Annotated in this window: 18 protein-coding genes; 3 read left to right on the top strand and 15 right to left on the bottom strand. The window is 68.1% G+C overall.

Going from position 1 to position 22,225, the window contains the following annotated elements:
- Position 1 precedes the first annotated feature (1 nt).
- Together FGL91_RS09505 and FGL91_RS09500 are read right to left on the bottom strand one after the other, a co-directional pair.
- On the bottom strand, positions 2 to 925 hold the full coding sequence (locus tag FGL91_RS09505; RefSeq protein WP_131492533.1) for a carbohydrate ABC transporter permease: 924 nt from the start codon (positions 923 to 925) through the stop codon (positions 2 to 4).
- Between the two features lie 80 nt (positions 926 to 1,005).
- A complete protein-coding gene (locus FGL91_RS09500; RefSeq protein ID WP_131492534.1) occupies positions 1,006 to 2,304 on the bottom strand; it encodes an ABC transporter substrate-binding protein in 1,299 nt (432 codons plus the stop codon).
- 230 nt (positions 2,305 to 2,534) lie between these two features.
- On the opposite strand from FGL91_RS09500, the gene FGL91_RS09495 reads away from it, so the two are divergent.
- The gene (locus tag FGL91_RS09495; RefSeq protein WP_131492536.1) at positions 2,535 to 3,341 is read left to right on the top strand and encodes a DeoR/GlpR family DNA-binding transcription regulator; all 807 of its coding nucleotides are present in this window, start codon (positions 2,535 to 2,537) and stop codon (positions 3,339 to 3,341) included.
- Positions 3,342 to 3,409: 68 nt separating this feature from the next.
- The gene (locus tag FGL91_RS09490) at positions 3,410 to 4,033 is read left to right on the top strand and encodes a glyoxalase (RefSeq protein WP_153243684.1); all 624 of its coding nucleotides are present in this window, start codon (positions 3,410 to 3,412) and stop codon (positions 4,031 to 4,033) included.
- A 71-nt stretch (positions 4,034 to 4,104) separates the two neighbouring features.
- On the opposite strand, the gene FGL91_RS09485 is transcribed toward FGL91_RS09490, so the two are convergent.
- The 12 genes from FGL91_RS09485 to FGL91_RS09430 all read right to left on the bottom strand — a co-directional run bounded on the left by FGL91_RS09485 (position 4,105) and on the right by FGL91_RS09430 (position 19,885).
- Positions 4,105 to 8,694: an ExeM/NucH family extracellular endonuclease gene (locus FGL91_RS09485; protein WP_227991420.1), complete on the bottom strand. Its 4,590-nt coding sequence runs from the start codon at positions 8,692 to 8,694 to the stop codon at positions 4,105 to 4,107.
- Positions 8,695 to 8,961: 267 nt separating this feature from the next.
- Positions 8,962 to 9,720, bottom strand: coding sequence for an SURF1 family protein (locus FGL91_RS09480; RefSeq protein ID WP_153244714.1), 759 nt, complete (start codon positions 9,718 to 9,720; stop codon positions 8,962 to 8,964).
- A gap of 58 nt (positions 9,721 to 9,778) precedes the next feature.
- The gene (locus FGL91_RS09475; protein ID WP_047524178.1) at positions 9,779 to 10,894 is read right to left on the bottom strand and encodes a GuaB3 family IMP dehydrogenase-related protein; all 1,116 of its coding nucleotides are present in this window, start codon (positions 10,892 to 10,894) and stop codon (positions 9,779 to 9,781) included.
- 241 nt (positions 10,895 to 11,135) lie between these two features.
- Positions 11,136 to 12,824, bottom strand: a complete 1,689-nt coding sequence (locus FGL91_RS09465; RefSeq protein ID WP_153243682.1) for an ABC-F family ATP-binding cassette domain-containing protein — start codon at positions 12,822 to 12,824, stop codon at positions 11,136 to 11,138.
- Between the two features lie 87 nt (positions 12,825 to 12,911).
- A complete protein-coding gene (locus FGL91_RS09460; protein ID WP_153243681.1) occupies positions 12,912 to 14,717 on the bottom strand; it encodes an ATP-binding protein in 1,806 nt (601 codons plus the stop codon).
- Positions 14,714 to 15,061 (bottom strand): response regulator, encoded by a 348-nt coding sequence (locus FGL91_RS09455; RefSeq protein WP_153243680.1) that lies wholly within the window; start codon positions 15,059 to 15,061, stop codon positions 14,714 to 14,716. Before FGL91_RS09455 ends, FGL91_RS09460 begins: the two co-directional genes overlap by 4 nt.
- Positions 15,058 to 15,201 carry a hypothetical protein gene (locus tag FGL91_RS18920; protein ID WP_165875444.1) on the bottom strand — a complete coding sequence of 48 codons (144 nt, stop codon included), beginning with the start codon at positions 15,199 to 15,201 and terminating at the stop codon, positions 15,058 to 15,060. The genes FGL91_RS09455 and FGL91_RS18920 overlap by 4 nt, the downstream gene beginning before the upstream one ends.
- On the bottom strand, positions 15,198 to 16,685 hold the full coding sequence (locus tag FGL91_RS09450) for a glycosyltransferase family 2 protein (protein ID WP_153243679.1): 1,488 nt from the start codon (positions 16,683 to 16,685) through the stop codon (positions 15,198 to 15,200). Before FGL91_RS09450 ends, FGL91_RS18920 begins: the two co-directional genes overlap by 4 nt.
- Entirely contained in the window at positions 16,682 to 17,398 is a 717-nt protein-coding gene (locus FGL91_RS09445; RefSeq protein WP_153243678.1) for a PHP domain-containing protein, read from the bottom strand. The genes FGL91_RS09450 and FGL91_RS09445 overlap by 4 nt, the downstream gene beginning before the upstream one ends.
- A complete protein-coding gene (locus FGL91_RS09440) occupies positions 17,395 to 18,384 on the bottom strand; it encodes an ATP-grasp domain-containing protein (protein ID WP_153243677.1) in 990 nt (329 codons plus the stop codon). Before FGL91_RS09440 ends, FGL91_RS09445 begins: the two co-directional genes overlap by 4 nt.
- Entirely contained in the window at positions 18,384 to 19,427 is a 1,044-nt protein-coding gene (locus tag FGL91_RS09435; RefSeq protein ID WP_131492552.1) for a response regulator, read from the bottom strand. The genes FGL91_RS09440 and FGL91_RS09435 overlap by 1 nt, the downstream gene beginning before the upstream one ends.
- Positions 19,428 to 19,570: 143 nt before the next feature.
- On the bottom strand, positions 19,571 to 19,885 hold the full coding sequence (locus FGL91_RS09430) for a DUF2277 domain-containing protein (RefSeq protein ID WP_131492554.1): 315 nt from the start codon (positions 19,883 to 19,885) through the stop codon (positions 19,571 to 19,573).
- 153 nt (positions 19,886 to 20,038) lie between these two features.
- On the opposite strand from FGL91_RS09430, the gene FGL91_RS09425 reads away from it, so the two are divergent.
- Positions 20,039 to 20,434 carry a hypothetical protein gene (locus FGL91_RS09425; RefSeq protein ID WP_153243676.1) on the top strand — a complete coding sequence of 132 codons (396 nt, stop codon included), beginning with the start codon at positions 20,039 to 20,041 and terminating at the stop codon, positions 20,432 to 20,434.
- 67 nt (positions 20,435 to 20,501) lie between these two features.
- Here FGL91_RS09425 and guaB read toward each other — a convergent pair whose 3' ends face one another.
- The gene (gene guaB, locus FGL91_RS09420) at positions 20,502 to 22,004 is read right to left on the bottom strand and encodes an IMP dehydrogenase (RefSeq protein ID WP_131492556.1); all 1,503 of its coding nucleotides are present in this window, start codon (positions 22,002 to 22,004) and stop codon (positions 20,502 to 20,504) included.
- Positions 22,005 to 22,225 lie beyond the last annotated feature (221 nt).

The following is a 22,225-nucleotide window of genomic DNA, read 5'->3' as shown; positions in this document are numbered from 1 at the left end:
GTCAGTCCCTCGCTTTCTGGTGACGGACGTAGAACACGGCGAGCACCATCGACATGAGCAGGACCAGCACGGCCGAGGTCGACGCGAGCGAGAAGTCGTATTTGGCGAAGGCCAGCTTGTAGGTGAAGGTGCTGAGCACCTCGGTGACGTCGATCGGGCCACCGCCCGTGGTCATCCAGATGAGGGCGAACTGCTGCGAGGTCCAGATCAGGTCGAGCAGCACCAGACTGACGATGATGGGCCGCAGCTGCGGGATCGTGACGTTCCAGAAGCGCTGCACCGCGCTCGCGCCGTCGACGCGTGCCGCTTCGTGCAGATCGGCGGGAACCCCCTGCAGCCCGGCCAGGAGACTGACCATGAAGAACGGGTAGCCGGCCCAGATGTTGATGAAGATGATCGTGCCCAGCGCGAGCTGCGGCGAGGCCAGCCACTCGATGTCGGTGTTGAGCAGGAAGTTGACCACGCCGTTGGGGGCGAGGAGCATGCGCCAGAGGACGGCGATGACGGCGACGGTGAACAGCCACGGGAGAACGTACAGAGCCCGGAAGAGCGACCGCGAGACCCTCCCGAGCAGCGGACTGTTGAGCATCATCGCGAAGGCGAGCCCGAGTACGAGATGGGCGGCGACGCTCGTGACCGTGAAGAGGATGGTGTTGCCCGTCGCCTTCCAGAAGCGCGGGTCGGAGAGGATCTCGACGTAGTTCGCGACGCCGACGAACTCGGGCGACTTGTTCAGGATCACGTTGTCCTGGAACGAGTAGCCGATCACCATCACGATCGGCACGATCATCAGCACGAACAGCAGGATGACCGTCGGCGAGAGGAAGGCGTAGGACTCTGTGGTCTTGCGCAGTTGCCGTCGCCGCCGCGAGAGGGCGACTCCGGTGACGATCACCTCGGTGTCGTCGGACGTTCTCAGACTCATGGAAACGCGAGCTCCTTGGTTGGTCGGGTGCCGCATCGCGACCGCGATGCGGCACCCCGTTCAGGCGGGGAGGCGGGTGCTCAGAACTCCGCTTCCCAGGAGGCCTGCGCCTTCTTGAGCGCGTCGGGGATCGACTGCTGCCCGTCGAGCGCCGCCTGGAGCTGCTCGCCGAACTGGCGCATCAGGTCCTCCGCGACCGGGAGTCCCGTGAACTCGTTCGCCGGGTATCCCGCCTGGTAGATGTCGAACGCCGTCTTGAAGAGCTCATCGTCGTTGACGAAGTCCGGGACCGAGGTCGAGTTCCCGGGGAAGGCCTTGGCCATCGTGGAGAGCTCGGAGTTGGTCTGCTCGCTCATCAGGAACGACACCAGCTTGAAGGCCGCTTCCTTGTGCTCGGAGTTCTCGGCCACGCCGATGCCCCACGAAGCGTAGGGAATGCCGCGTTCGCCGTCATAGCCGTCCTCGGCCGGAATCGCCGAGATCGAGAACTTCAGGTCGGGGTTCGTCTCACGGATCAGGTTGATGTGCGCGAGCGAGTCGATCATCATGCCCGCACGACCGTTGGTGAACTCCTCCACCTTGTCCTGCTCCTTCATCGTGAAGGAACCCGAGGCGATGACACCGTCGTCCCACAGCCCGCCGATGTACTCGACGGCGGAGGTGACGTCGTCATTCGTGAGGTCGGGCTGCCCGTCCTTCAGCATCGAACCGCCCGAGGCCCACACCCACGACATGACGTCGTTCTGCACGCCGTTCGGCGATTCCAGCGATAGCGGCAGCACCCAGCCGGACACGTCGCCGCCGAGCGCAGCGACCTTCGACGCCGCGTCCGCGAACTCGCTGCGCGTGGACGGTGGAGCCGTCACACCCGCCTGAGCGAGCAGATCGTCGTTCGTGAACATCGGGTAGACGAAGTTCACGACCGGGATCATGTAGGTGCTGCCGTCGACCTGGATCTGGCTCGCCAGTTCGCTGTCGTCGTAGTCGTACTCGTCCATGAGTGCGCTCAGGTCGGCGATGACGCCCTGGGAGGCGAAGTCGTTCACCCACGCACCGTCGAGGCCGACGACGTCGGGCATCGTGCCCGAGGCCGCGCCGGCGAAGAGCTGTTCCTTGGTCGATGCATACGGACCGCTGACCAGCTCGACAGTGATACCGGGGTTCTCCTCTTCGAACTGGTCGATGAGTGCCCGGAACTCGCCGTCGGGCAGCTCCGGCTCCCACCACTGCGCGAATTCGATCGTGACGTCTCCGCCCTCGCCACCGCTGTCGCCGTCCGTGCCGGGCGCGCAACCCGCCAGGGCCAGAAGGGCAACCGCCGCAGTTCCGGCGCCGACGATCTTTCGGGTTCGTCGCTGCCCGCGTCCCACTGTGCTCATCGCTTCTCCTCGTTGAGATCGTGCCGCATCACGCGCTTCAATGCTTGTTCATGCGGTTTTGAGCCATGTTATGCCGTGATCTGCCGAAACGTCAAGCGTCAGATTTCCCGCGATCACGACGAATATCGCGCGAATCGTTGAGTCGATGCCGATATCTCGCAGGAAGTCGATGTGCAGTTTTGTGCATGAGTCTGCCGCGTTCTTCGGGTTCCTGTGCTAAATATGTCTGCATGGACGCATCAGCAACCGGACAGCGACGCCGACTGCCCGCCGGACGGAAGGCGGATCTCGCGACGTACGTCGAGCAGACCGGCCAGGTGACGGTGAGCGATCTGGCCGAGCACTTCGCGGTCTCGATCGACACGATCCGCCGTGACCTCGATCAACTGGATCGTGAAGGCGTACTGATCCGCACCCACGGCGGGGCGGTCAGCGCAGCGAACGGGCAGCTCAAGGATCGGGCCCTGGATGTGCGACTGCGCATGCAGACCGAGGAGAAGGAGCGCATCGCCCGGGTCGCCGCGGGCCTCGTCGAGGACGGCTCTGTCGTGATGCTGAATGCGGGCACCACGACGCTCGCCGTGGCACGAGCCCTGCGCAACCACCACGACCTGACGATCGCGACGAACAATCTGCGCATCCCCGGCGAGCTCTCCCCCTCGGCGTTCCGCGATCTCTACGTCTTCGGCGGAGCTGTGCGCTCGATCACCCAGGCCACGACCGGACCGGTGACCTTCACGATGACACCGGGCGGTCCCGAGGTCGACATCCGCTGCGATCTCGCTCTCATCGCGGTCGGTGCCGTCGACGAGGCGGGGTACTCGACCTCGAACCTCGGGGATGCCGCGATGATGTCGGAGATGATCCAGCGTGCCGAGCGCACCGCGATCCTCGCGGACTCCACCAAGCTCGGACGCCGGTTCTTCGCCCAGATCGCCCTGCTCGAGCGCGCGGACTACCTGATCACGGACGCTCCCCCGCCCCCGCGCATCGCCACTGCGCTCGCGCAGGCGGACGTGCAGGTCCTGACCCCCTGACATCGGCCTCCGCACATCGATCAGGAATCGAGAAGCGGCCCCCGCGGAGCCTCCGTAGCGTCTCCTGCATGAACACCACGATCGATTCCCTCACCCTCGACGTCCCGGACGTGGACGCCGCCCGCTCGTTCTACACGCAGGCCTTCGACCTCGGTGACCGCCTGCGCCTCCGCACCGCGGATGCCGAGACCTCCGGCTTCCGCGGGTACACGCTGTCACTCGTCGTCTCGCAGCCGGCGAACGTCCACGCCCTCGTGGACGCGGCCGTCACCGCCGGCGCCCGCGTGATCAGCCCCGTCTCGAAGTCCCTCTGGGGTGTCGGAGGCACGATCCAGGCACCGGACGGCGCGATCTGGAAGGTCGCGACATCGGCGAAGAAGGACACTGCGCCCCCGAGCCGCACGATCGACGAGATGATCCTCCTGCTCGGCGCGAAGGATGTGGTCGCGTCGAAGAACTTCTATACGGATCGCGGCGTCGCGGTCGCGAAGAGCTTCGGCCGCAGCTACGTGCAGTTCGACACGGGCGCGAGCCCGATCGGCCTCGGCCTGTACCGGTATGCCTCGCTCGCCAAGGATGCGGGTGTTCCGGCGGCCGGGTCGGGCTCGCATCGGCTCACGGTCCACGGCGCGCTCGGCACGGCCGTCGACCCCGACGGGTTTGTGTGGGCTCCGGTCACGGTGACCGCCTGAGCACCGACGAACCGACGAAGGCCGCCGGGAGCACTCCCGACGGCCTTCGTGCGTGTCATCCGACTACCGGATCAGAACCACCTGGTGAGGAGTTCCCAGAGCCAGTCGAGGATCGCACCGATGATGCCGCCGGCGCGGTTGACCTTGACCGTGGCGGTCGCCTCGTCGCCGTCGGCCTGAGCCGCCGCGACGGTGTACTTGCCCGAGGGAGCGCTCTTCGGCACCGTCACCTGCGTGCTGAAGGTGCCGTCCGCGGACACCTGGACCGTGCCGACCTCGACCGGCTTGCCCTTCTTCGGGCGCAGCTCGATCGTCACCGTCTCACCGGGCTCGTACCCCTGGCCGGTGACCTTGAGGCTCTTGCCCGCCGACACCGTGGACGAGCCCAGGGCGATCGTGCCCGCGAACTCCTCCTCGCCGGCGATCGTGAACGGCACCTGCGCGGTGGTCCCCGTCCCGGCGACCGCGACGGTCAGGACCTGTTCGCCGAAGACACCCGACGGAACCGTGAAGGTCAGAGCGGCACGACCGCCCTCATCCGTGGTGTCGACGATCGTCGGATCCACCGCACCCGTCGCCAGGACGGTGTCTCCCAGCGAGAGCGACACCTCTCCTGGAGCCGGCTCACCCGCGCTGAACGCCAGCGACGAGAGCGACACCGTGACCTGGTCACCGGCGCTGTACCCGTCGGCGTCCGCCGGGCTGACCGACACACCGACCGCGCGCTGGGCGTAATCGGGGCTGGCGGTCTTGTTCGCGTCGAACCAGTCGACCATCGACTGCAGGTCGATCTTGCCGGTGTCGCGCTTGCCCGTGCCCTCCTTGAAGGTGGAGAAATTGTCTCCTCCCGCAGCGAGGAACGAGTTGGCCGCGACCGTGTAGTCCGCCGCAGGATCCACCGGCGTGCCGTCGAGCGTCATCGAGGTGATCCGCGAACCCTGTGCCGCTGCGGGGTCGTACGTGTAGACCAGCCCCTTCGAGACCCCGAGCTTCAGGAACGGACGTGCCGAACCCGCCGGCTGCCACTGCTCCTCGAGCACGCTCTTCAGCTGCGCACCCGTGAGCGTGAGCGTCACGAGCGTGTTGGCGAACGGCTGGACCGTCGCCGCTTCTCGGTAGGTGACGTTGCCGTCGGGATCGGATGCTCCGGAGGACGCGTACGTGAGGTTCGCGCGGATGCCGCCCGGGTTCATGAGAGCCAGGTCGGCGCCGGTGGACGACTGCTGCACGTCGGCGACGAAGTTGCCGATGGTGGACTCTCCACCGCGGTTCTCCGAGCCGTTGGTCTGACGCGCACGGTTGAAGTCCGCCGTGATGTCGCCGACCTTGATCGCTCCCAGGACATCGGCCTCGGCCTTCGCCTTGTCGACGATCGTCTGCACCTCCGGCACTGCCGGATAGAGCGGCTTGCCGGCCTCAGTCAGGGGCTTGATCTCGTTGGTGATCGAGATCAGGTCCTTCGTGGTGGCGTCGACCTGGATGTTCATCAGGCCCAGGTTCTCGCCGTACTGCCCCGCGGAGACGACCGGACGGCCGTCGATCACGTGGTTGTAGGCGAGGTGGGTGTGGGCCGACACGATGGCGTCGACGTCTTCATCGACCCCGTACACGATCTCGCCGAGCGGCGAATCCGGGGTGATGCTCGACAGCTCGACGCTGGAAGCGCCCTCATGCACGAGCAGGATGATGACATCCGCCTCACCGTTGGACTCGTCGCCGTCGCGCAGGTCGTCGGCCACCGCGTTCACGGAATCGGCGATGCTCCGGACTTCGAGGTCCGCGATGCCCTCCGGCGAGACGAGCGAGTCGAGGTCCTCGGTGACGGCGCCGATGAAGCCGACCTTCACACCGTCGAGCTCCTTGACCCAGGCGGGGGCGAGCGCCGGCTCACCGGTCTCGGTGACGAACACGTTCGAGGCGATGTACTCCCAGTCCGCGCGGTCCTGCACCCGATCGCGCAGGTCCTCCCAGCCCTGGTCGAACTCGTGGTTACCCGCTGCGCTGACGTCGAGACCGGCCGCGTTGAGGGCGTCGATCGTCGGGTTGTCGTCGTTGATGAATGAGGTGAACGTCGAGGCGCCGATCAGGTCGCCGGCACCGGCGAAGATCGTGTTCGGGTTCGCCTCACGGAACTGCTTCACAGCCCCTGCCAGCACCGCGGCTCCCGCGGCGGCGCCGTCGGCTTCGATCCTTCCGTGGAAGTCGTTGACCGTGACGACGTCGATGCTCACCGGCGGGATCTCCGCGGAGACGCCGACGATGATGGGGTCGTGGTCGCTGGAGCGGTACGGGGTGCCCTCCTCGGTGGCGCCGAACGCGTAGCCGCGGTCGCTCCACTCCGGAGAGTTGATGCCCCAGACTCCGGCGCCCGTGATCGACGAGGCCAGCGACGGCGACGCGATCACGTGGTCGAGGGAACCGAGCTCACCGTCGAACGTGTACGTGTACTGCCCCGATGCCGTGTCGGCGACCAGGTCGCTCCACCCCTTCGAGGTGAACACGTCGATCGGGTCCTCCTCGCTGTAGGCGTTGAAATCGCCGATCAGCAGCATGTCGCCGCTGCCCGTCGTCTCCTCCAGGTCTTCCGTGAAGGCGAGGATCGCGTTCGCCTGCGCGACGCGGTCGGCGTTGAAGAAGCCCTGCCCGTCGGCCGGCTCGGCGCCCGCGCCCTGGGGCGGCGACTTCGACTTCAGGTGGTTGGCCACGACCGTGACCACACGGCCGTCGATGTCGAACGCCTGGGCGATGGGCTCGCGGGCGTTGCCCCACACGCTCTCATCCGTGACGGTGGCACTGTCGCCCACCGTCGTGACGGCATCCTTCTTGTAGATGATGGCGTTCGTGATGTAGTCGGTGGTGGCCGCGTCGTTCAGCGCGTCGGGCGTGGGCACGTAGTCCCATACCTCGGCGCCCGCGTCGTCGTTGAGGCCGGCGACCAGATCCTTGAGCGCCGAGTCGATCGGCTTGCCCAGCTTCACGGAGTTCTCGATCTCCATGAGGGAGACGATCTCGGCGTCCAGGCCGTTGATCGCCGCGACGATCTTCGACTTCTGGATCGCGAACTGCGCGGCGTTCGCCGCACCCCGGGCGTTCGAGTTCTCGCTCTTCAGCGTCGTGAAGTAGTTGTAGACGTTGAACGAGGCCACCTGGACGTCACCGCCGACCTCCGGAGCCGACGCGGTCCGCGGGTTCGTCGCCTCGAATCCGACCTTGAGGTCGGCCGACGAGGAATCGTCGATCGGCACGACCGGCTGCAGACGCCAGTCGTCGAACCCCCACTGCAGCACGTAGCCGTTGTCGCTGAAGTCCACGACGTCGCCGTTGCGGACGACGGTGTCCTTCGTGAAGTACGGCTGCTCGCCGGGGTGGCCGCTGTTCGTGACCTGGATCGACCAGCCGTCATCCAGGAGGATGCGGTTAGCGCGGTTGGCCGCGGCGATCGCGGTGGCCTCGTCGCCGGGGCGCGTGGTCTCCGTGCTCTTCACCGCGAGGTCTTCACCGGCGTTCAGCCAGAGCGTTCCGTAGTTGTACAGCTGGTGGCTGGAGGCCAGGCGGTAGCTTCCCTCCGGTGCCACGTACATGTTCTCGTACTGCTCCCGATCGGCACCGCGCACCGAGTCCGGCAGCGGTGTGACGGCGGGGACGCCGACTCCCGCGGTCAGCACCGCGACGTCACCGGCCGCGGCCGGGGTGATCTGGGTCTGCCCGAAGTACTCGCTCACCGCACCGGTCACCGAGACGAGGTCGCCGATCTCGAGTGTCGGGGACAGCGCGTTCAGGAAGACGAACACCCCGTCCGAGGCGCCCGGCGTGGCATCCGTCGCTCCGCCGGAGCCCTGGGTCTGGATGACGATGCCCTTGTAGCCGCCCGTGCGGTAGTCCGCCGTGACGACGCCCTCGACCTCGACCGTCTGGCCGTTCAGCGGGGAGACATCGGTCGTGCCCTGGACCTCGGCGATCGTCGCCGCGATCGGATCCTCACCCGGGTCTGTTCCGGGGTCGGTGCCGCCGGAGCCCTGCGGGGTGATCGTCGCAGAGAGTGTGAAGTCCGCGCTGTTGTCGTCGGTGTCGACAGCGCCCGTGCGGTTCAACGACTTGACGTCGGTGTTCCCCGACGGCGCCGTGGCCGCCTTCGTCTCGAAGGTGTTCGACGAGCCGTAGCCGAGCAGGTCGACCACACCGTCCACACCCACCGTCGAACCCGGCGTGAGAGTGACGGCGGCGGTGCCCTCGACGAGGGCGAGTGTGCCGTTGGTGCCGCTCGGAGTGAGGGTGGTGACGGCATCGGGCGTGGGGAGCTCGGCACCGTTCGCGCCGTTGCTGTTGCCCTGCACCAGGTAGTAGCCGCCGGCGGGGATCTCCCCGGTGAGCGCGGCCACACCGTTGAAGGCGCCTGTGCCGCTGGCGGACCGGTACTGCAGCGACATGCCATCGAGGGTGATCGCGGCGGACGTCGGGTTGTAGAGCTCGACGAACTTGTTCTTGAAGGCCGCCCCCGCGCTGCCGCCGGAGAGATACGCCTCGTTGATCACCACCCCCGTGCCCGTGGTGTCGGCTGCGGCGGGAACGGCGGCCAGCGAGCCGAAGCTCAGCGCGGCGACGCAGGTCACGGCGAGAGCGCCGATGCGCCCCCGACTTCTACGGTGCGAGACCGGAACCATGCGGTTCCTCTCGTCTGGGGCGGACATCATCGGTGCTGTCTCCTCGGTCGGGTTCGACACTTCTCAGGACTGTCACGGCACACAGGGGAAACTCCCAGCGCGCTCACATGGTGCGAGCATACGGAGCGGTCAGGACATCCTCAACGGAGTTTCCCGATTCGTCACCGAGCGCTCACCGGATGGCCCGAGGGACCCCTGACGAAGGTCGCTATCGCCGCACGGGAGCACACAATTGCGCACCGTCGAGCGCGCGGATGCGCGCGATGATCAGGTGGTTTCCCGACCGAGCGCGTCTTCGAACTCCTCGACCTCACGCTCCCAGGCATCCTTCGCCAGGCGATACCAGAGGTAGAAGGCGAAGCCCGCGAAGATGGCCCACTCGACCGCGTAGAAGACGTTCAGCCAGTTGACCGGCGACATCTCCTCGGGTGCGGGCGACGAGATGTCGACCAGCCCCGCGGACGCCGTGGTCGAGGCGAGGTAGGGACGGTACACGTGAAGCTGCTCGATGTCGTGCCATCGGCTGAGCAGGGCGGCGGGCGACATCCGGTCCAACTGCTCGGGAGCGGAGTGCGGGGGGACACGGGGTCCTTCGTCCGAGATCAACCGACCGGTCACCTCGACCTCTGACCCGTCCGCGTCGGCTTCGAGCTCTCGCACGGCCGCATCCGCGGTCTCCCGATCGGGGGTCCACCCGATCGCGACGGCGATCGACGTGCGCTCTGCGACCCGCAGCTGTCCGGTCACCCAGTACCCCGGGACATCGTCGTTGAAACGGCTCGACACGACGATGAAGTCCTCGGGGATCCAGCGCCCCGAGGTCTCGACGCGCTGGCCCACGAGCGGCTCGGGGAGGTATTCACCCGGCTCGACGACATCGGTGAGCTGCTGCACCTGCTCGGTCTGGCCGGCGGGAGGCGGATCGGTGTCGATCGCGCGTTCCAACTGCCACTGGCCGAGCCAGGCGAACACCCCGGCGACGAGGAGGCACAGCAGCAGCACCCCGATCCAGCGCCCCCGGAGCATGACCTCGCGGAGGGTCGGGGGGAACAGAGCAGGAGTCGTCACGGTCGAGCGCTGTGCCTCAGGCCTCGTACGGCGCGAGCACGACCTCGACCCGCTGGAACTCCTTGAGGTCGGAGTATCCGGTGGTCGCCATCGACTTGCGCAGCGCGCCGATGAGGTTCGCGGTGCCGTCGGCGACCGGGGCCGGGCCGTAGAGGATCTCCTCGAGCGTGCCGATTCCCCCGACCTCGACACGACGGCCTCGCGGCAGCTTCGAGTGGTGGGCTTCGGGACCCCAGTGGAAGCCGCGGCCGGGCGCATCGGTGGCCCGAGCGAGCGCGACACCGAGCATGACGGCGTCCGCCCCCATGGCGAGCGCCTTGACGATGTCGCCGGAGGTGCCGACGCCCCCATCGGCGATCACGTGGACGTAGCGGCCCCCGGACTCGTCGAGGTAGTCGCGGCGAGCCGCGGCGACATCGGAGACCGCGGTCGCCATCGGCGCGTGGATGCCGAGAGTGGCACGCGTCGTGGATGCCGCCCCGCCGCCGAAACCGACGAGCACACCTGCTGCGCCCGTGCGCATGAGGTGGAGGGCCGCGGTGTAGGTCGCCGCGCCACCGACGATGACGGGGACGTCGAGGTCGTAGATGAACTTCTTGAGGTTGAGGGGCTCCGCGACGCTCGAGACGTGCTCGGCAGACACGGTGGTGCCGCGGATCACGAACAGGTCGACGCCCGCTGCGGCGACCGTGTCGTAGTACTCCTGGGTGCGCTGCGGCGTCAGCGAACCGGCGACCGTGACGCCGGACTCGCGGATCTCGGCGAGTCGGCGGGTGATGAGCTCGGGCTTGATCGGCTCCGAGTACAGCTGCTGCATCCGGACGGTGGCCTCGCCCTCGTCGAGTCCGGCGATCTCCGCCAGCAGCGGCTCCGGGTCTTCATAACGCGTCCACAGACCCTCGAGGTCGAGGACGCCGAGCCCGCCGAGCTGTCCGAGCATGATCGCCGTCTGCGGGCTCACGACCGAGTCCATCGGCGCTCCCAGCACCGGGATGTCGAAGCCGAAGGCGTCGATCGTCCATGCGGTCGACACGTCCTCCGGGTTGCGCGTGCGCCGCGATGGCACCACCGCGATGTCGTCGAACGTGTACGCGCGACGTGCGCGCTTTCCTCGGCCGAGCTCGATCTCCATGGTCACCCGTCCAGCCTACCCGGGAGCGGGGGTCGGCTCGGGCGGACGCACGCGGCCCGGCTCCTGATGGTCGACCACGACCGAGACGACAGGGTCGGCACGATCTCGTCGACGTACTGGCAGCCACGCAACTGGATGTAGCGCTCGACCACCGTCTGCGTCGGCGCGTTCCTCTCCGGACGACCCAAGGTCGGATCCATCTGGAAGCCGACGATGAGGAAGTCGCACTGCCTCCGTATCGTCAGCGGGCGCGGGCCACGCGGCGCTCATCCCAGACCGGTTCGTCGGACTCGTACACGTCCCCGCCCGAGCCGAACACCAGGAACCGGTCGAACGATCGGGCGAACCATCGATCGTGTGTCACGGCCAGCACCGTGCCCTCGAATCGCGCGAGTGCCTGTTCCAGTGCCTCGGCCGATTCCAGGTCGAGGTTGTCGGTCGGCTCGTCCAGGAGCAGCAGCGTCGCCCCGGAGAGCTCGAGCAACAAGACTTGGAAACGTGCCTGCTGTCCACCGGACAGCGAGTCGAAAGTCTGCAGGGCCTGACGCACGAGCCCATAACGGTCGAGCGCCGAGCTCGCGGCATCGCGTGGCATCCCGGTGCGACGATCGTCACCCCGGTGCAGGATGTCGAGGAGCGTGCGTCCGACGAACTCCGGATGCGCGTGCGTCTGCGCGAACAGACCGGGCACGACCCGCGCTCCGAGCGTCGCTGCGCCGGTATGCTCGACCACGCTCAGCTGCTCCCCCGACGAGGTGACGTGACCGAGCGTGGTGTCGGGGTCGCTGCCACCACGCGCGAGCAAGCGCAGGAAGTGGGACTTGCCCGACCCGTTCGAGCCGAGCACGGCGACGCGATCGCCGTACCAGATCTCCGTGTCGAACGGCCGCATCAGCCCGGTCAGCTCCAGGCGCTGCACCACCACGGCGCGCTTGCCCGTGCGCGCTCCCCGCAGGCGCATGTCGAAATCCTGCGCGGGCGGGCGCTCCTCGGGCGGACCCGCCTCTTCGAACTTCCGCAACCGCGTCTGCGCCGCCTGGTACCGAGACGCGAAGCCGTCGTTCGCCGACGCCTTCACCTTGAGGTTCGCGACGAGGGTGCGCAGCTTCTCGTGCTGCTCATCCCAGCGACGACGCAGTTCGTCGAGCCGCTCCATCCGGTCCGCCCGCGCCTGCGGATAGGTACCGAATCCACCGCCGTGGACCCAGGCCGTGGCACCCGCGCCACCGGGCTCGAGCGTGATCAGCCGATCGATCGCGCGCGCCAGGAGTTCCCGGTCGTGCGACACGAGCAGCACGGTCTTCGGCGTCGCCCGCAGCTGCTCCTCGAGCCAGCGCTTCGTCGGGACGTCGAGGTAGTTGTCCGGCTCATCGAGCAGCAGCACCTCGTCGGGTCCGCGCAGCAGCGCTTCGAGTGCGAGCCGCTTCTGCTCGCCCCCGGACAGCGTCGTGAGCTCGCGGAACCGCGCCCGCTCGAACGGCACCCCGAGCGCCGCGACCGTGCACTGATCCCAGACGGTCTCGTGCTCGTATCCACCGGCATCGGCGTATTCGGCGATCGCCGACGCATACGCCATCTGAGTGTCGTGCTCGTCGCGCTCGATCAGCGCGTTCTCCGCAGCTTCGAGCGTCTCGGCCGCGGTACGGATGCGCGCGGGCGCGACGCGCACGAGGAGTTGGTGGACCGTCTCCCCGGCCTCGCCGTGACCGACGAACTGGTCCATGACGCCCAGGCCGCCCTCGATCGTCACGACCCCGTCATCGGCGGACTGATCGCCGCGGATGATGCGCAGCAACGTCGTCTTGCCCGCGCCGTTGGGGCCGATGAGCGCGCTCGTCGACCCGGAACCGACACGGAACGTCACCTCGTCGAGAAGCGGTCTGCCGTCGGGGAGCGTCAGTGAGACGCTGGAGACATCGATGTAGCCCACGGTGCGTGGCCGTCCTTCCGCCCCGCATGTGCCGAGCCGACCAGGCTATCAGCGCGAGCGGCCGGGCACGAACCGCGGCCGGCCGCGTCAGTCGACGTGACCCAGGCCCGTGAGCGCTTCGGTGCGAGGGGCGACGGGGAGGACGAACCGGAACTCGGTGCCGACGCCCTCCTGACTCGTGACGTCCATGGTGCCGCCGTGCGCCAGGACGATCGCTCGCGTGATCGTGAGTCCGAGCCCCACCCCCGGTACGGCGTTGCGTGTCGCGGTCGACGCGCGGAAGAAGCGCGTGAACAGCATCCCCTGCTCGTTCTCGGGGATCCCCACCCCGGTGTCCCTGACCGAGAGCTCCACTCCCCCGTCCACCAGGCGCACCCGCGCCGTGACCCGACCACCGCTCGGCGTGAACTTGATGGCGTTGGAGAGGAGGTTGTCGAGCGCCTGGCCGATCCTTCCGGAGTCGACCACGAGGCGGACCGGGTCAGGGCCGACCTCGGCGTCGATCTCGATACCCTCTCGTTGCGCGTGCGGGCCCGCCGACACCACCGCCGAACGGACGAGCTCGGCGACATCGGCCTCCTCGCGATCGAGCGGGAACCGCCCGGATTCCACCTGTGCGGTGAAGAGGAGGTCGCCGACGAGGTTGAGCAGGCGCTGCGCATTGCGCTCGATGATGGACACGAACTCCTGCTGGTCGCCGGTGAGCGGCTGACCGGGATCGTTCTGGAGCAGATCGAGGAATCCGATGATCGCGCTGAGCGGGGTGCGCAGCTCGTGCGAGATCATCCCGACGAACTCGTCTTTCATCCGGGCGACCTCGACCGCCCTGGTCTCGTCGGTGAGCACGAACAGGTAGCCCTGCTGCGCACCGGCGCCGTCCTTGTGGGGGCTCACGGTCACGCGGGCGGGAACGGTCGTGCCGCCCGCGGTCGTCACCTCGATGTCGCCGTCGACCGTGAGTCCTGCATCGGCCTGCGCGAACAGGGCCTGGATCCCCGGCGAGAGCTCGTCTTCGTCCGAGCGACGGTCGTCGGATGGCTGCAGGCGGTCGGCATGCTCCGCCGCCAGCATCGACAAAACAGCGGTGGAGAAGAAGCGGTCGACGCGCACATCTTTCAGCGCCTCACCGGCCGAGAGCCCCAGCAGGCGCTCGGCCCCGGGGTTCCAAGCCGTCACGACACCGTCGCGCGTCGTCGCGATCACGGCCTGGGCGGTGATCGACGACCACAGGCTCTCGAACGAATCCAGGAGCTCGCGGTACTGGCGCTCCTTGTCGCGCAGCTGCACGATCATCGCGACGTTCTCCGACAGCGCCTTGGTGCGCTCGGCCACCAGCTCCTCGGCCTGCTGGACACGGAGGCGCTGCTGTCGGGCGAGCTGGTTGATGACCGCGGCCACCGCGGCGAACACCAGGGGAGCCACCACGCCGCGGAGCCACTCGGTCGAGGTGTGGGGCGGATCGGTGAGATACGGCATGAGCAGCGCGACAGACGTCAGGCCCGCGACCACGAAGACCCAGCGGATGCCGGGTGCCGCCGCCAGCCACACCACGGGGAGGAGAACGAGAGCGGAGAAGAGGGAGCCGGGGCCACCGGTACCGGTGCGGAAGAGGCCGAGGCCGATGATGTCGACGATCGGGATGAGCAGGACCGCCCATCCGTCGTGGATCCGCCGCGCGGTGAGCACCGCGGCGAGGACGGTGGCCCCGAGGACCAGAGCGATGCCACCGATCGCCGACGCGGCGTGGGTGACCGGCAGGTCCGGCACCCACCAGGTGAGCAGCCCCGCGAGGACGGCCGCGATGACCGTCGGCGCCTGTTTGAGCAGCGGGCTCGGGTCGTCGAAGATCCGATACCACCGGTTCTCGGCCCGGTCGAGCGGCGTGGCCCTCATCGCTCCACCCGCTCCACGATGGCGTGCAGGTCGGCCCCGGTGATGGGCTTCGGCAGAGCCGCATCCGCCGGCGGGTAGTCGGCCGCGTCGAGCACCGAGCTGATCACGAGGAAGCAGCGAGGGAACCGGTCCTGTACCAGACGCGCGCATTCCTGCCCCGAGATCCCGGGCAGGAGCAGGTCGAGCACCGCCAGGACCGGATCGATCTCTTCGAATGCGGCGATCGCCGACTCGGCGTCGCGGGCGATGAACACGTCGAAGCCCTCGCGATCGAGATAGCGGCGCAGCAGCGCCGCCTGATCGGGGGCGTCTTCCACGACCAGGGCCAACGGCCTCCCGGTCATCGAAGGAACAGCTCTCGCACGATGACGACGGCGACGACGACGACGAGAGCGATGATCGCCTGCGGGATCAGTCGCCGCTCGCGGCGCGCATCCTCGGCGATCTCCTCCGCTTCGGTGTCGTGTGACGGTGCTGCGGTCATGAGTCCACACGTCCGATCTTCTCGGTCTTGATCCAGGAGGCGTCGGCGCGACGCCATTCTTTGATGTACGAATCCACCGTGATGGCGCAGAGCAGGGACCCGTAGCCGCAGATGTACAGGAGCAGGCCGGCGAAGAAGCGGCCGGCAGGGAGCGGTTCCACCGCGCGAGCGAGCCAGATCCCCAGCATCGAGATCGGACCCCACAGATAGAAGATCACCGCCCAGGTGAACAACGTCTGCTCGGTGGCGCGCTGGCCGAGCGCCTGCAGAAGCGCCTGGAACAGCCACGGGAAGAGGGCGATGGCCATGAGGAGGAGCGCCCCGAGCCCGGGGAACATGATCGCCTCACGCCAGGAATGCCTCCCCGTTCGCGGGTCGAGTTGCACGGAGAAGAGTATCGAGAAGAGATAGATGCAGGCCGCCGAGATCCACATGAAGCGGAACACGAACTCGGCGATGTCGCTGTGCAGGACCAGCAGCGCGAGCATTCCCGCCGCGGCGAGGAGCATGAACGCCGGCAGCAGCAGGATCGTGAACCAGGCCAGACCGAATGAGAAGCTCCCCAGGCGATGGGTGGGGCTCGGACGGAACCACAGCTTCCGGTAGATCGATGTCAGCTGCACGTTGCCCCGCGCCCAGCGCAGGCGCTGCTTCCACAGGCTGTCGATCGTCCGCGGCTCTTCGGCCAGCACGACGGCGTGCGGCTCGAAGACCATGCGCCGCCCCTTGAGCTGACCTTCGAACGTGGTCATGGTGTCTTCTGCGAGGGTCCCCGTCGGGATGCGTCCGCCGATCGCCTCGAGGTTCGCGCGGGAATGCAGCTGCGCCCCGCCGGCCAGGCACGCGATCGCGCCGCCGACGTTCTGCACCCGGCGCGCGGAGAGCTGCCCGATCACGTACTCGATCGCGATGAAGCGCGTGAGGTAGTTGCGGTCGCGACTGCCCTCGGCGATGTATGCGGTCGCGGCACCGACGTCGTCGTCGGCGAGATGCCGGCTGAGCTTGCGGAGGGAGTCGCGTGCGAAGATGACGTCCGCATCCATGATGAGCACGGCTTCGGTCCACTCGTCCGCGAGCGCGACCTCGAGTCCGTGGTTGAGCGTGTGGGCCTTGCCTTCGCCGCCCTTCTCGCGCCGCAGGTGCACGACGCGTCCAGGATGTGATGCCGCCTTCGCGGCGACGATGGTGGGCGTGTCGTCCGTGGACGCATCGTCGACGACGAAGATCCTCAGTCGCTCGCCGGGGTACTCCAGCTGGAGCAGCCGTTCGATGGCGGGGCCGATGACGAGCCCCTCGTTCCATGCCGGGATGATGACCGCGACGTTCGGGTGATACGGGGCCGCTTTGCCGTAGTGGTTGCGGAACGCGTGCAGTGGCAGCACGAGGAACTGCAATCCCGTGTTGACGACGGGCAGCGTGCCGACCAGCACACAGAGCAGGAGGACGACGACGAGCACCGTCTGGAGCCAGGTCAGATCCGTCATGAGGAGGCCTCGATCGCGTCGAGCAGTGGGATCACACGGGAGTATCGGCCGACATCCGCCGCTTCATGACTGTCCGTGGAGGCGACGAGCTCTCCACCCGCCCGTCGCAGGGCCGACAGCGCTTCAGGCCCGGGGCACGCCCATTTCTCGTTGACCTCCACCCGTGTCCCGGTCTCGACGGCGGCGCGTGCCCAGGCCTGCGTCCGCTCCGCCCCGAGATCCTGCTCGGACAGCCCGATCTTGGGCAGAAGGGAGAAGCAGTGCGCGAGCTGGTTCCCCGGGTACCGGCGCATCGCGGCGATCAGGGCGTTCACGAGCTGGTCGAGCACATCGTCCACCGCCCACCCTGCGGCGATCCGCTCGCGCACGACGGACGGGCCGAGCGGACCGTCGACACCGGGGTACTGATGGTCGGCGATCAGGATCCGGTCGATGCCGTCCGGCAGAGCCGGGATGTCGAGGGATCCGGAGCTGTCGAGGATCTTCGCTTCCACACCGGTGAGCACCACGAGCCCGTCCGGCACCCGGAGAGCGCGCACGGCGGAGAGGTACTCGGGCACCCAGGTGGTGCTCTCACGCACATGGTCGACCAACCGCACCGTGCTCAGACCCGCCGCCGCCGCGGCCTCGACGTTCTCGGAGAGCGTCGAGACGGCGTCGTCGGAGAACGTCGAATGGACGTGGTGATCGCCGCGAAGCAGGGGGTGGCTCACAGCTCCTCCTGGTGCCCCGCGTGGTCGGAGACCAGCACGTCCTCGACCTCGACGATCACGTCTTCCAGGAAGCGCACCGAAGCGACCTCACGGAACGGGATGTTCACCGGCAGCTCACGCCCCAGGAACAGATCCGCGACGAGCGACGGGATGTCGACCCCGGCCGCGATCGTGAGCGGCAGCGCCCCCGGGAAGCGCGGGTTGACCTCGAGCAGCACGGCACGACCGGTGCGGTCACGACGCAGCTGCACGTTCGCGACGCCCACGAGTCCGATGGCCCGCGCGATCGACGCGGCGGTCTCCTCGAGCTCGGGGTCACGCACGGTGCGTCCGGCGATCGCGACCCCCGAGTCGACCCTGGCACGGGTGCGCGGCACGGCGGCGACCACAGCACCCGCAGCATCGGCGATGACGTCGACCGAGTACTCCTCCCCTGGAAGGAAGTCCTGCACGATCAGGCCTTCGTCCGTGGGCAGCGCCTCGAGAGCGGCACGATCCGGCACGAGTCGGACGCCACGGCTTCCCGCACCCTGGCGAGGCTTGGCGAAGACCGGGAACTCCCAGTCGACGGCCTCCGCCTCGGGGCCGGCGAGGACTGTGCGGGGCGTGCGACCGGTCGGGGCGCATCGCTCGGCGAGGGCGAGCTTGTCGAGCGCGGTGTTCAACGTGTCCGCCGAGGGGGCGGCCAGGACCGCGGGGGCCAGCTCGTCCCGTCGTCCGGCGAGGGCGATGAGCTCGACATCCACCGTGGAGATCACGAGGTCGAGGGCGTCGGCTTCGACCATCCGCGCGATGGCCGGCACGAAGTCCACGTCCCGCCCCGGTGGCACCAGACGACGCTGCGCCGGGGGCACCAGATAGATGCCGCTCGCCCATCCGTCCATGTCGGCGGCGAACACGGTCAGATCGGCTCGGCGGAGGAGGGAGCGGATCACGGCCACACCTGCCGGACCTCCCGCGCCGGTCACCAGTACGCGCGTCGTCATCAGCTCTCCCGTCGGCTGAGTTCGTGGGCACCGATGAACTCCGCCGTCTCACGCACGACCTCGAGGGGTTCGACGGCTGTCCCACCCCCGAACCGCGACCAGTATCGTGCGGTCGCCGTGACGAACTCGGGTGCGAGGTACTCCCGGCTCGCGGTCTGCGAGTGGAAGCTCTCCAGGAGCCGGAGCTTCTCGTCCAGGTACTGGTCGATCCGCACGAACCGCGTGGGGCGGAAGTCGATCGTCGACGAGGGGCTCTGGTAGCAGGCGACCGTGCCGACGCGCCGGGTGGCCACGATCGTGGCCTCACTCACGGCCCGGTGATCCTGGTGTCTGTCGTGACCCGAATGCGTGTAGACGATGGTGGGGCGGATCTCCTGCACCACCTCTTCGATGAGGCGCACGGTCGATCCGCCGCCGGGGATCTCGGTGTCGACGAGGTCCTTGAGGAAGAGCCGGGCGCCGAGCAACTCGGCCGCGGCCAGCGACTCGTCCTGTCGGCTGTCGGCGTCACCGCCTCTGGCACCGCGGGAGAGGGTGAGGATCGTGATCTCGTCGCCCGCCCTGGCGTGGGCCGCGAGAAGTCCGCCGACGCCGATCTCCACGTCATCGGGGTGCGCGCCGATCGCGAGCACCCGTTCCGGTTGGCGGGCCCCCTCCCGGCGCCGACGCCCCTCCTCGATCAGCCGGGTGACGGACTCGACGAGTTTGGCGTTGTCGAGCGGTTTCGTGAGGAACTCGTCCGCCTGCGCACGCAGCGCGGAGACCGCGTACTCGACGGAGACGTGGGCCGTCATCACCAGCACGGGCACGGTCGGAACCGTTCGACGCAGCTCGGCCAGCAACTCCAGGCCGCTCAGCCCCGGCATCTCGATGTCGGTCACGACGACGTCGGGGCGCTGAGCGCCGACACGCTCGACGGCGACCTGACCGTCTTCCGCGACATCGACGATGCAGCCCGCCCGCCGCTCGAGCACGGTCTTGACGAGCAGGGCGACGTCCGGATCGTCATCGACGACGAGAACGCGAGGAGAATCCTCAGGCATGGATACAGCTCTCCTTGGGGAGGTTCCCTGACCGATGGGGATCGGCCTGCGATCTCGGTGCCTTCATCACCGGAACCGCCGGGAAAGTCGAGCGGGGTATGTCGATTCTGGCATACACCACCGCCTTCCCTGCGGCTTCGTTCTCACGAGGCCGCACGTGCCGCGCGCTTCTCCTGCTGATACACCCGGATCGCCTCGTAGCGCTCTGCGGACCGAGCCCGACGCTTGGCCGCCTCCTCGTCGCGGTTCTTCGGGGGCGCCGTCGTGACGAGCTCATCCAGGAGCACCCGGGTCGCCTGTGCGATCTCGGCGACAGCGTGATCGAACACGGCTCGATTGGCACGGGACGGTGCCGTCGTCCCGGCGATCTTGCGCACGAACTGCAGGGCTGCGTCGTGGCACTCGTCGTCGGTCGCGGCAGGCTCGAGGTTGTTGAGCGGGACGATGTTTCGGCACATACCCGCACGCTACGCCTGGGGCCGCGTCGGCGGAAGAGTCCGTGCGACCGTGCCGCGTCCGGAGGGGATGGTGCGGGCGTCGACGCTTCGCTACGCTCGGGGCGTCCGGAGCCGCCGGGCACAATCCTCGTACCCCCAGAGACAGGACAGCACATGACGAATCCCCCGCCATACCCTGAGCAGCCGACCCCCGGCTCCGGCGCCCCGGCCGCCCCGGGAGGCGGCTACCCGGCTGCTCCCGCTCCTGCCTACTCGCAGCCCACGCCGACTCCGCCGGGCCGGGTGCTGTCGATCGTCGGACTGGTTCTCGCATTCCTCATGGCGCCCGTCGGCCTGATCATCAGCATCGTGGCCGCGGTGAAGCTCGGCAAGGCCGGTCAGCCCAAGGGGCTCGCCATCGCGGGCATCATCGTCGGCGCGATCATCACGATCCTGGAGATCGTCGCGATCATCCTCGTCGTCACCGTCTTCGCCGGACTCATCGGCATGTGCGCCGACCTCGGACCCGGCGTGTGGGAGGTCGGCGGCGTGACCTACACCTGCGGCTGACCGCGGGTACACCACGACGAGGAGGGACCGGATACCGCGGTATCCGGTCCCTCCTCGTCGGCAGGGGTTACTTCTTGTAGTTCGGTGCTTCGACCACGATCTGCACGTCGTGCGGGTGCGACTCCTTGAGCCCCGCCGAGGTGATGCGGACGAACTTGCCCCGCGTCTTGAGCTCTTCGATGGTGCGAGCGCCGACGTAGAACATCGACTGCCGGAGGCCTCCGACCAGCTGATAGGCCACGGCGGCGAGCGGCCCGCGATACGGGACCTGCCCTTCGATGCCCTCCGGGATCAGCTTGTCGTCGCTCGGGACATCGGCCTGGAAGTAGCGGTCCTTGGAGTACGAGGTCTGCTTGCCGCGCGTCTGCATCGCACCCAGCGACCCCATGCCGCGATACTGCTTGAACTGCTTGCCCGATTGGAAGACGATCTCGCCGGGCGACTCGTCGGTGCCGGCCAGGAGCGAACCGAGCATCACCGCATCGGCGCCGGCGACGAGGGCCTTCGCGATGTCGCCCGAGTACTGCAGACCACCATCGGCGATCACCGGGACACCGGCGGGACGAGCGGCGAGCGACGCCTCGTAGACGGCCGTGACCTGGGGCACGCCCACGCCCGCGACGACGCGCGTGGTGCAGATGGATCCGGGTCCGACGCCGACCTTCACCGCGTCGACGCCGGCGTCGACCAGAGCCTGCGCGCCTTCCCGGGTCGCCACGTTCCCCCCGATGACGTCGATGTGCTCGAACGATGTGTCGGCCTTCAGACGGCGGACGAGGTCGATCACGCCCTGGGACTGTCCGTTGGCGGTATCGACGACCAGCACGTCGACCCCCGCGTCACGCAGCGCCTCCGCGCGCTCCCACGCGTCTCCGAAGAAGCCGATGGCCGCACCGACGCGGAGTCGCCCCTGGTCGTCCTTGGTCGCGAGCGGGTACTTCTCGCTCTTGTCGAAGTCCTTGATGGTGATCAGCCCTGCGAGCTTGCCGTCGCCGTCGATCAGCGGCAGCTTCTCGACACGGTGCTTGGCGAACAGGGCGATGACCTCGCCGGCGGCGACGCCGACCGGAGCGGTCACGAGGTTCTCCCGCGTCATGACGTCTTTGACGAAGGTGCTCTGACGCTCGAAGCCGGAGACGAAGCGCATGTCGCGGTTGGTGATGATGCCGACGAGCTTGCCCTCGTCGTCGACGACGGGGAGACCCGAGATGCGGTACTTCGCGCACAGGTTGTCGACCTCTTCGACCGTGGCGTCCTGCGTGGTCGTGATGGGGTCGGTGATCATGCCCGACTCGCTGCGCTTGACGCGGTCGACATGCGCGGCCTGATCCGCGATGGAGAGGTTGCGGTGGAGGATGCCGATGCCGCCCTCACGCGCCATCGCGATCGCCATGCGCGACTCCGTCACGGTGTCCATCGCGCTCGACAGCAGCGGGGTGGCGACCGAGATGCGCCGCGTGATCCTCGACGAGGTGTCCGCCTCGCTGGGGATCACGTCGGTGTGCCCGGGCAGGAGCAGCACGTCATCGTACGTCAGTCCGACGAAGCCGAAGGGATCGTGCTGTTCCATGGAGTCTCCTTCTGCGCGTGTCGCGCATGTCCGAGTGCGAGGGGGTGGTCGACGTCGGCCGTTCGCGGGGCAGCGGCCCGTATGAAGATTCTAAGCGAGACACGCCCGAGAACATTCCCAGATCCCCGTCGTTACCGGACCGTTGGCCCTGACGGTAGGTGATTCGCCGATCGCGCATTACGCTCAAGTGCGTCGTCCATCCCCGCGGTCGAACCCGACAC

This window comes from Microbacterium sp. CBA3102, assembly GCF_007954505.1.
GTDB lineage: Bacteria > Actinomycetota > Actinomycetes > Actinomycetales > Microbacteriaceae > Microbacterium > Microbacterium aurugineum.
This window is presented reverse-complemented; position numbering and strand designations above follow the sequence as displayed.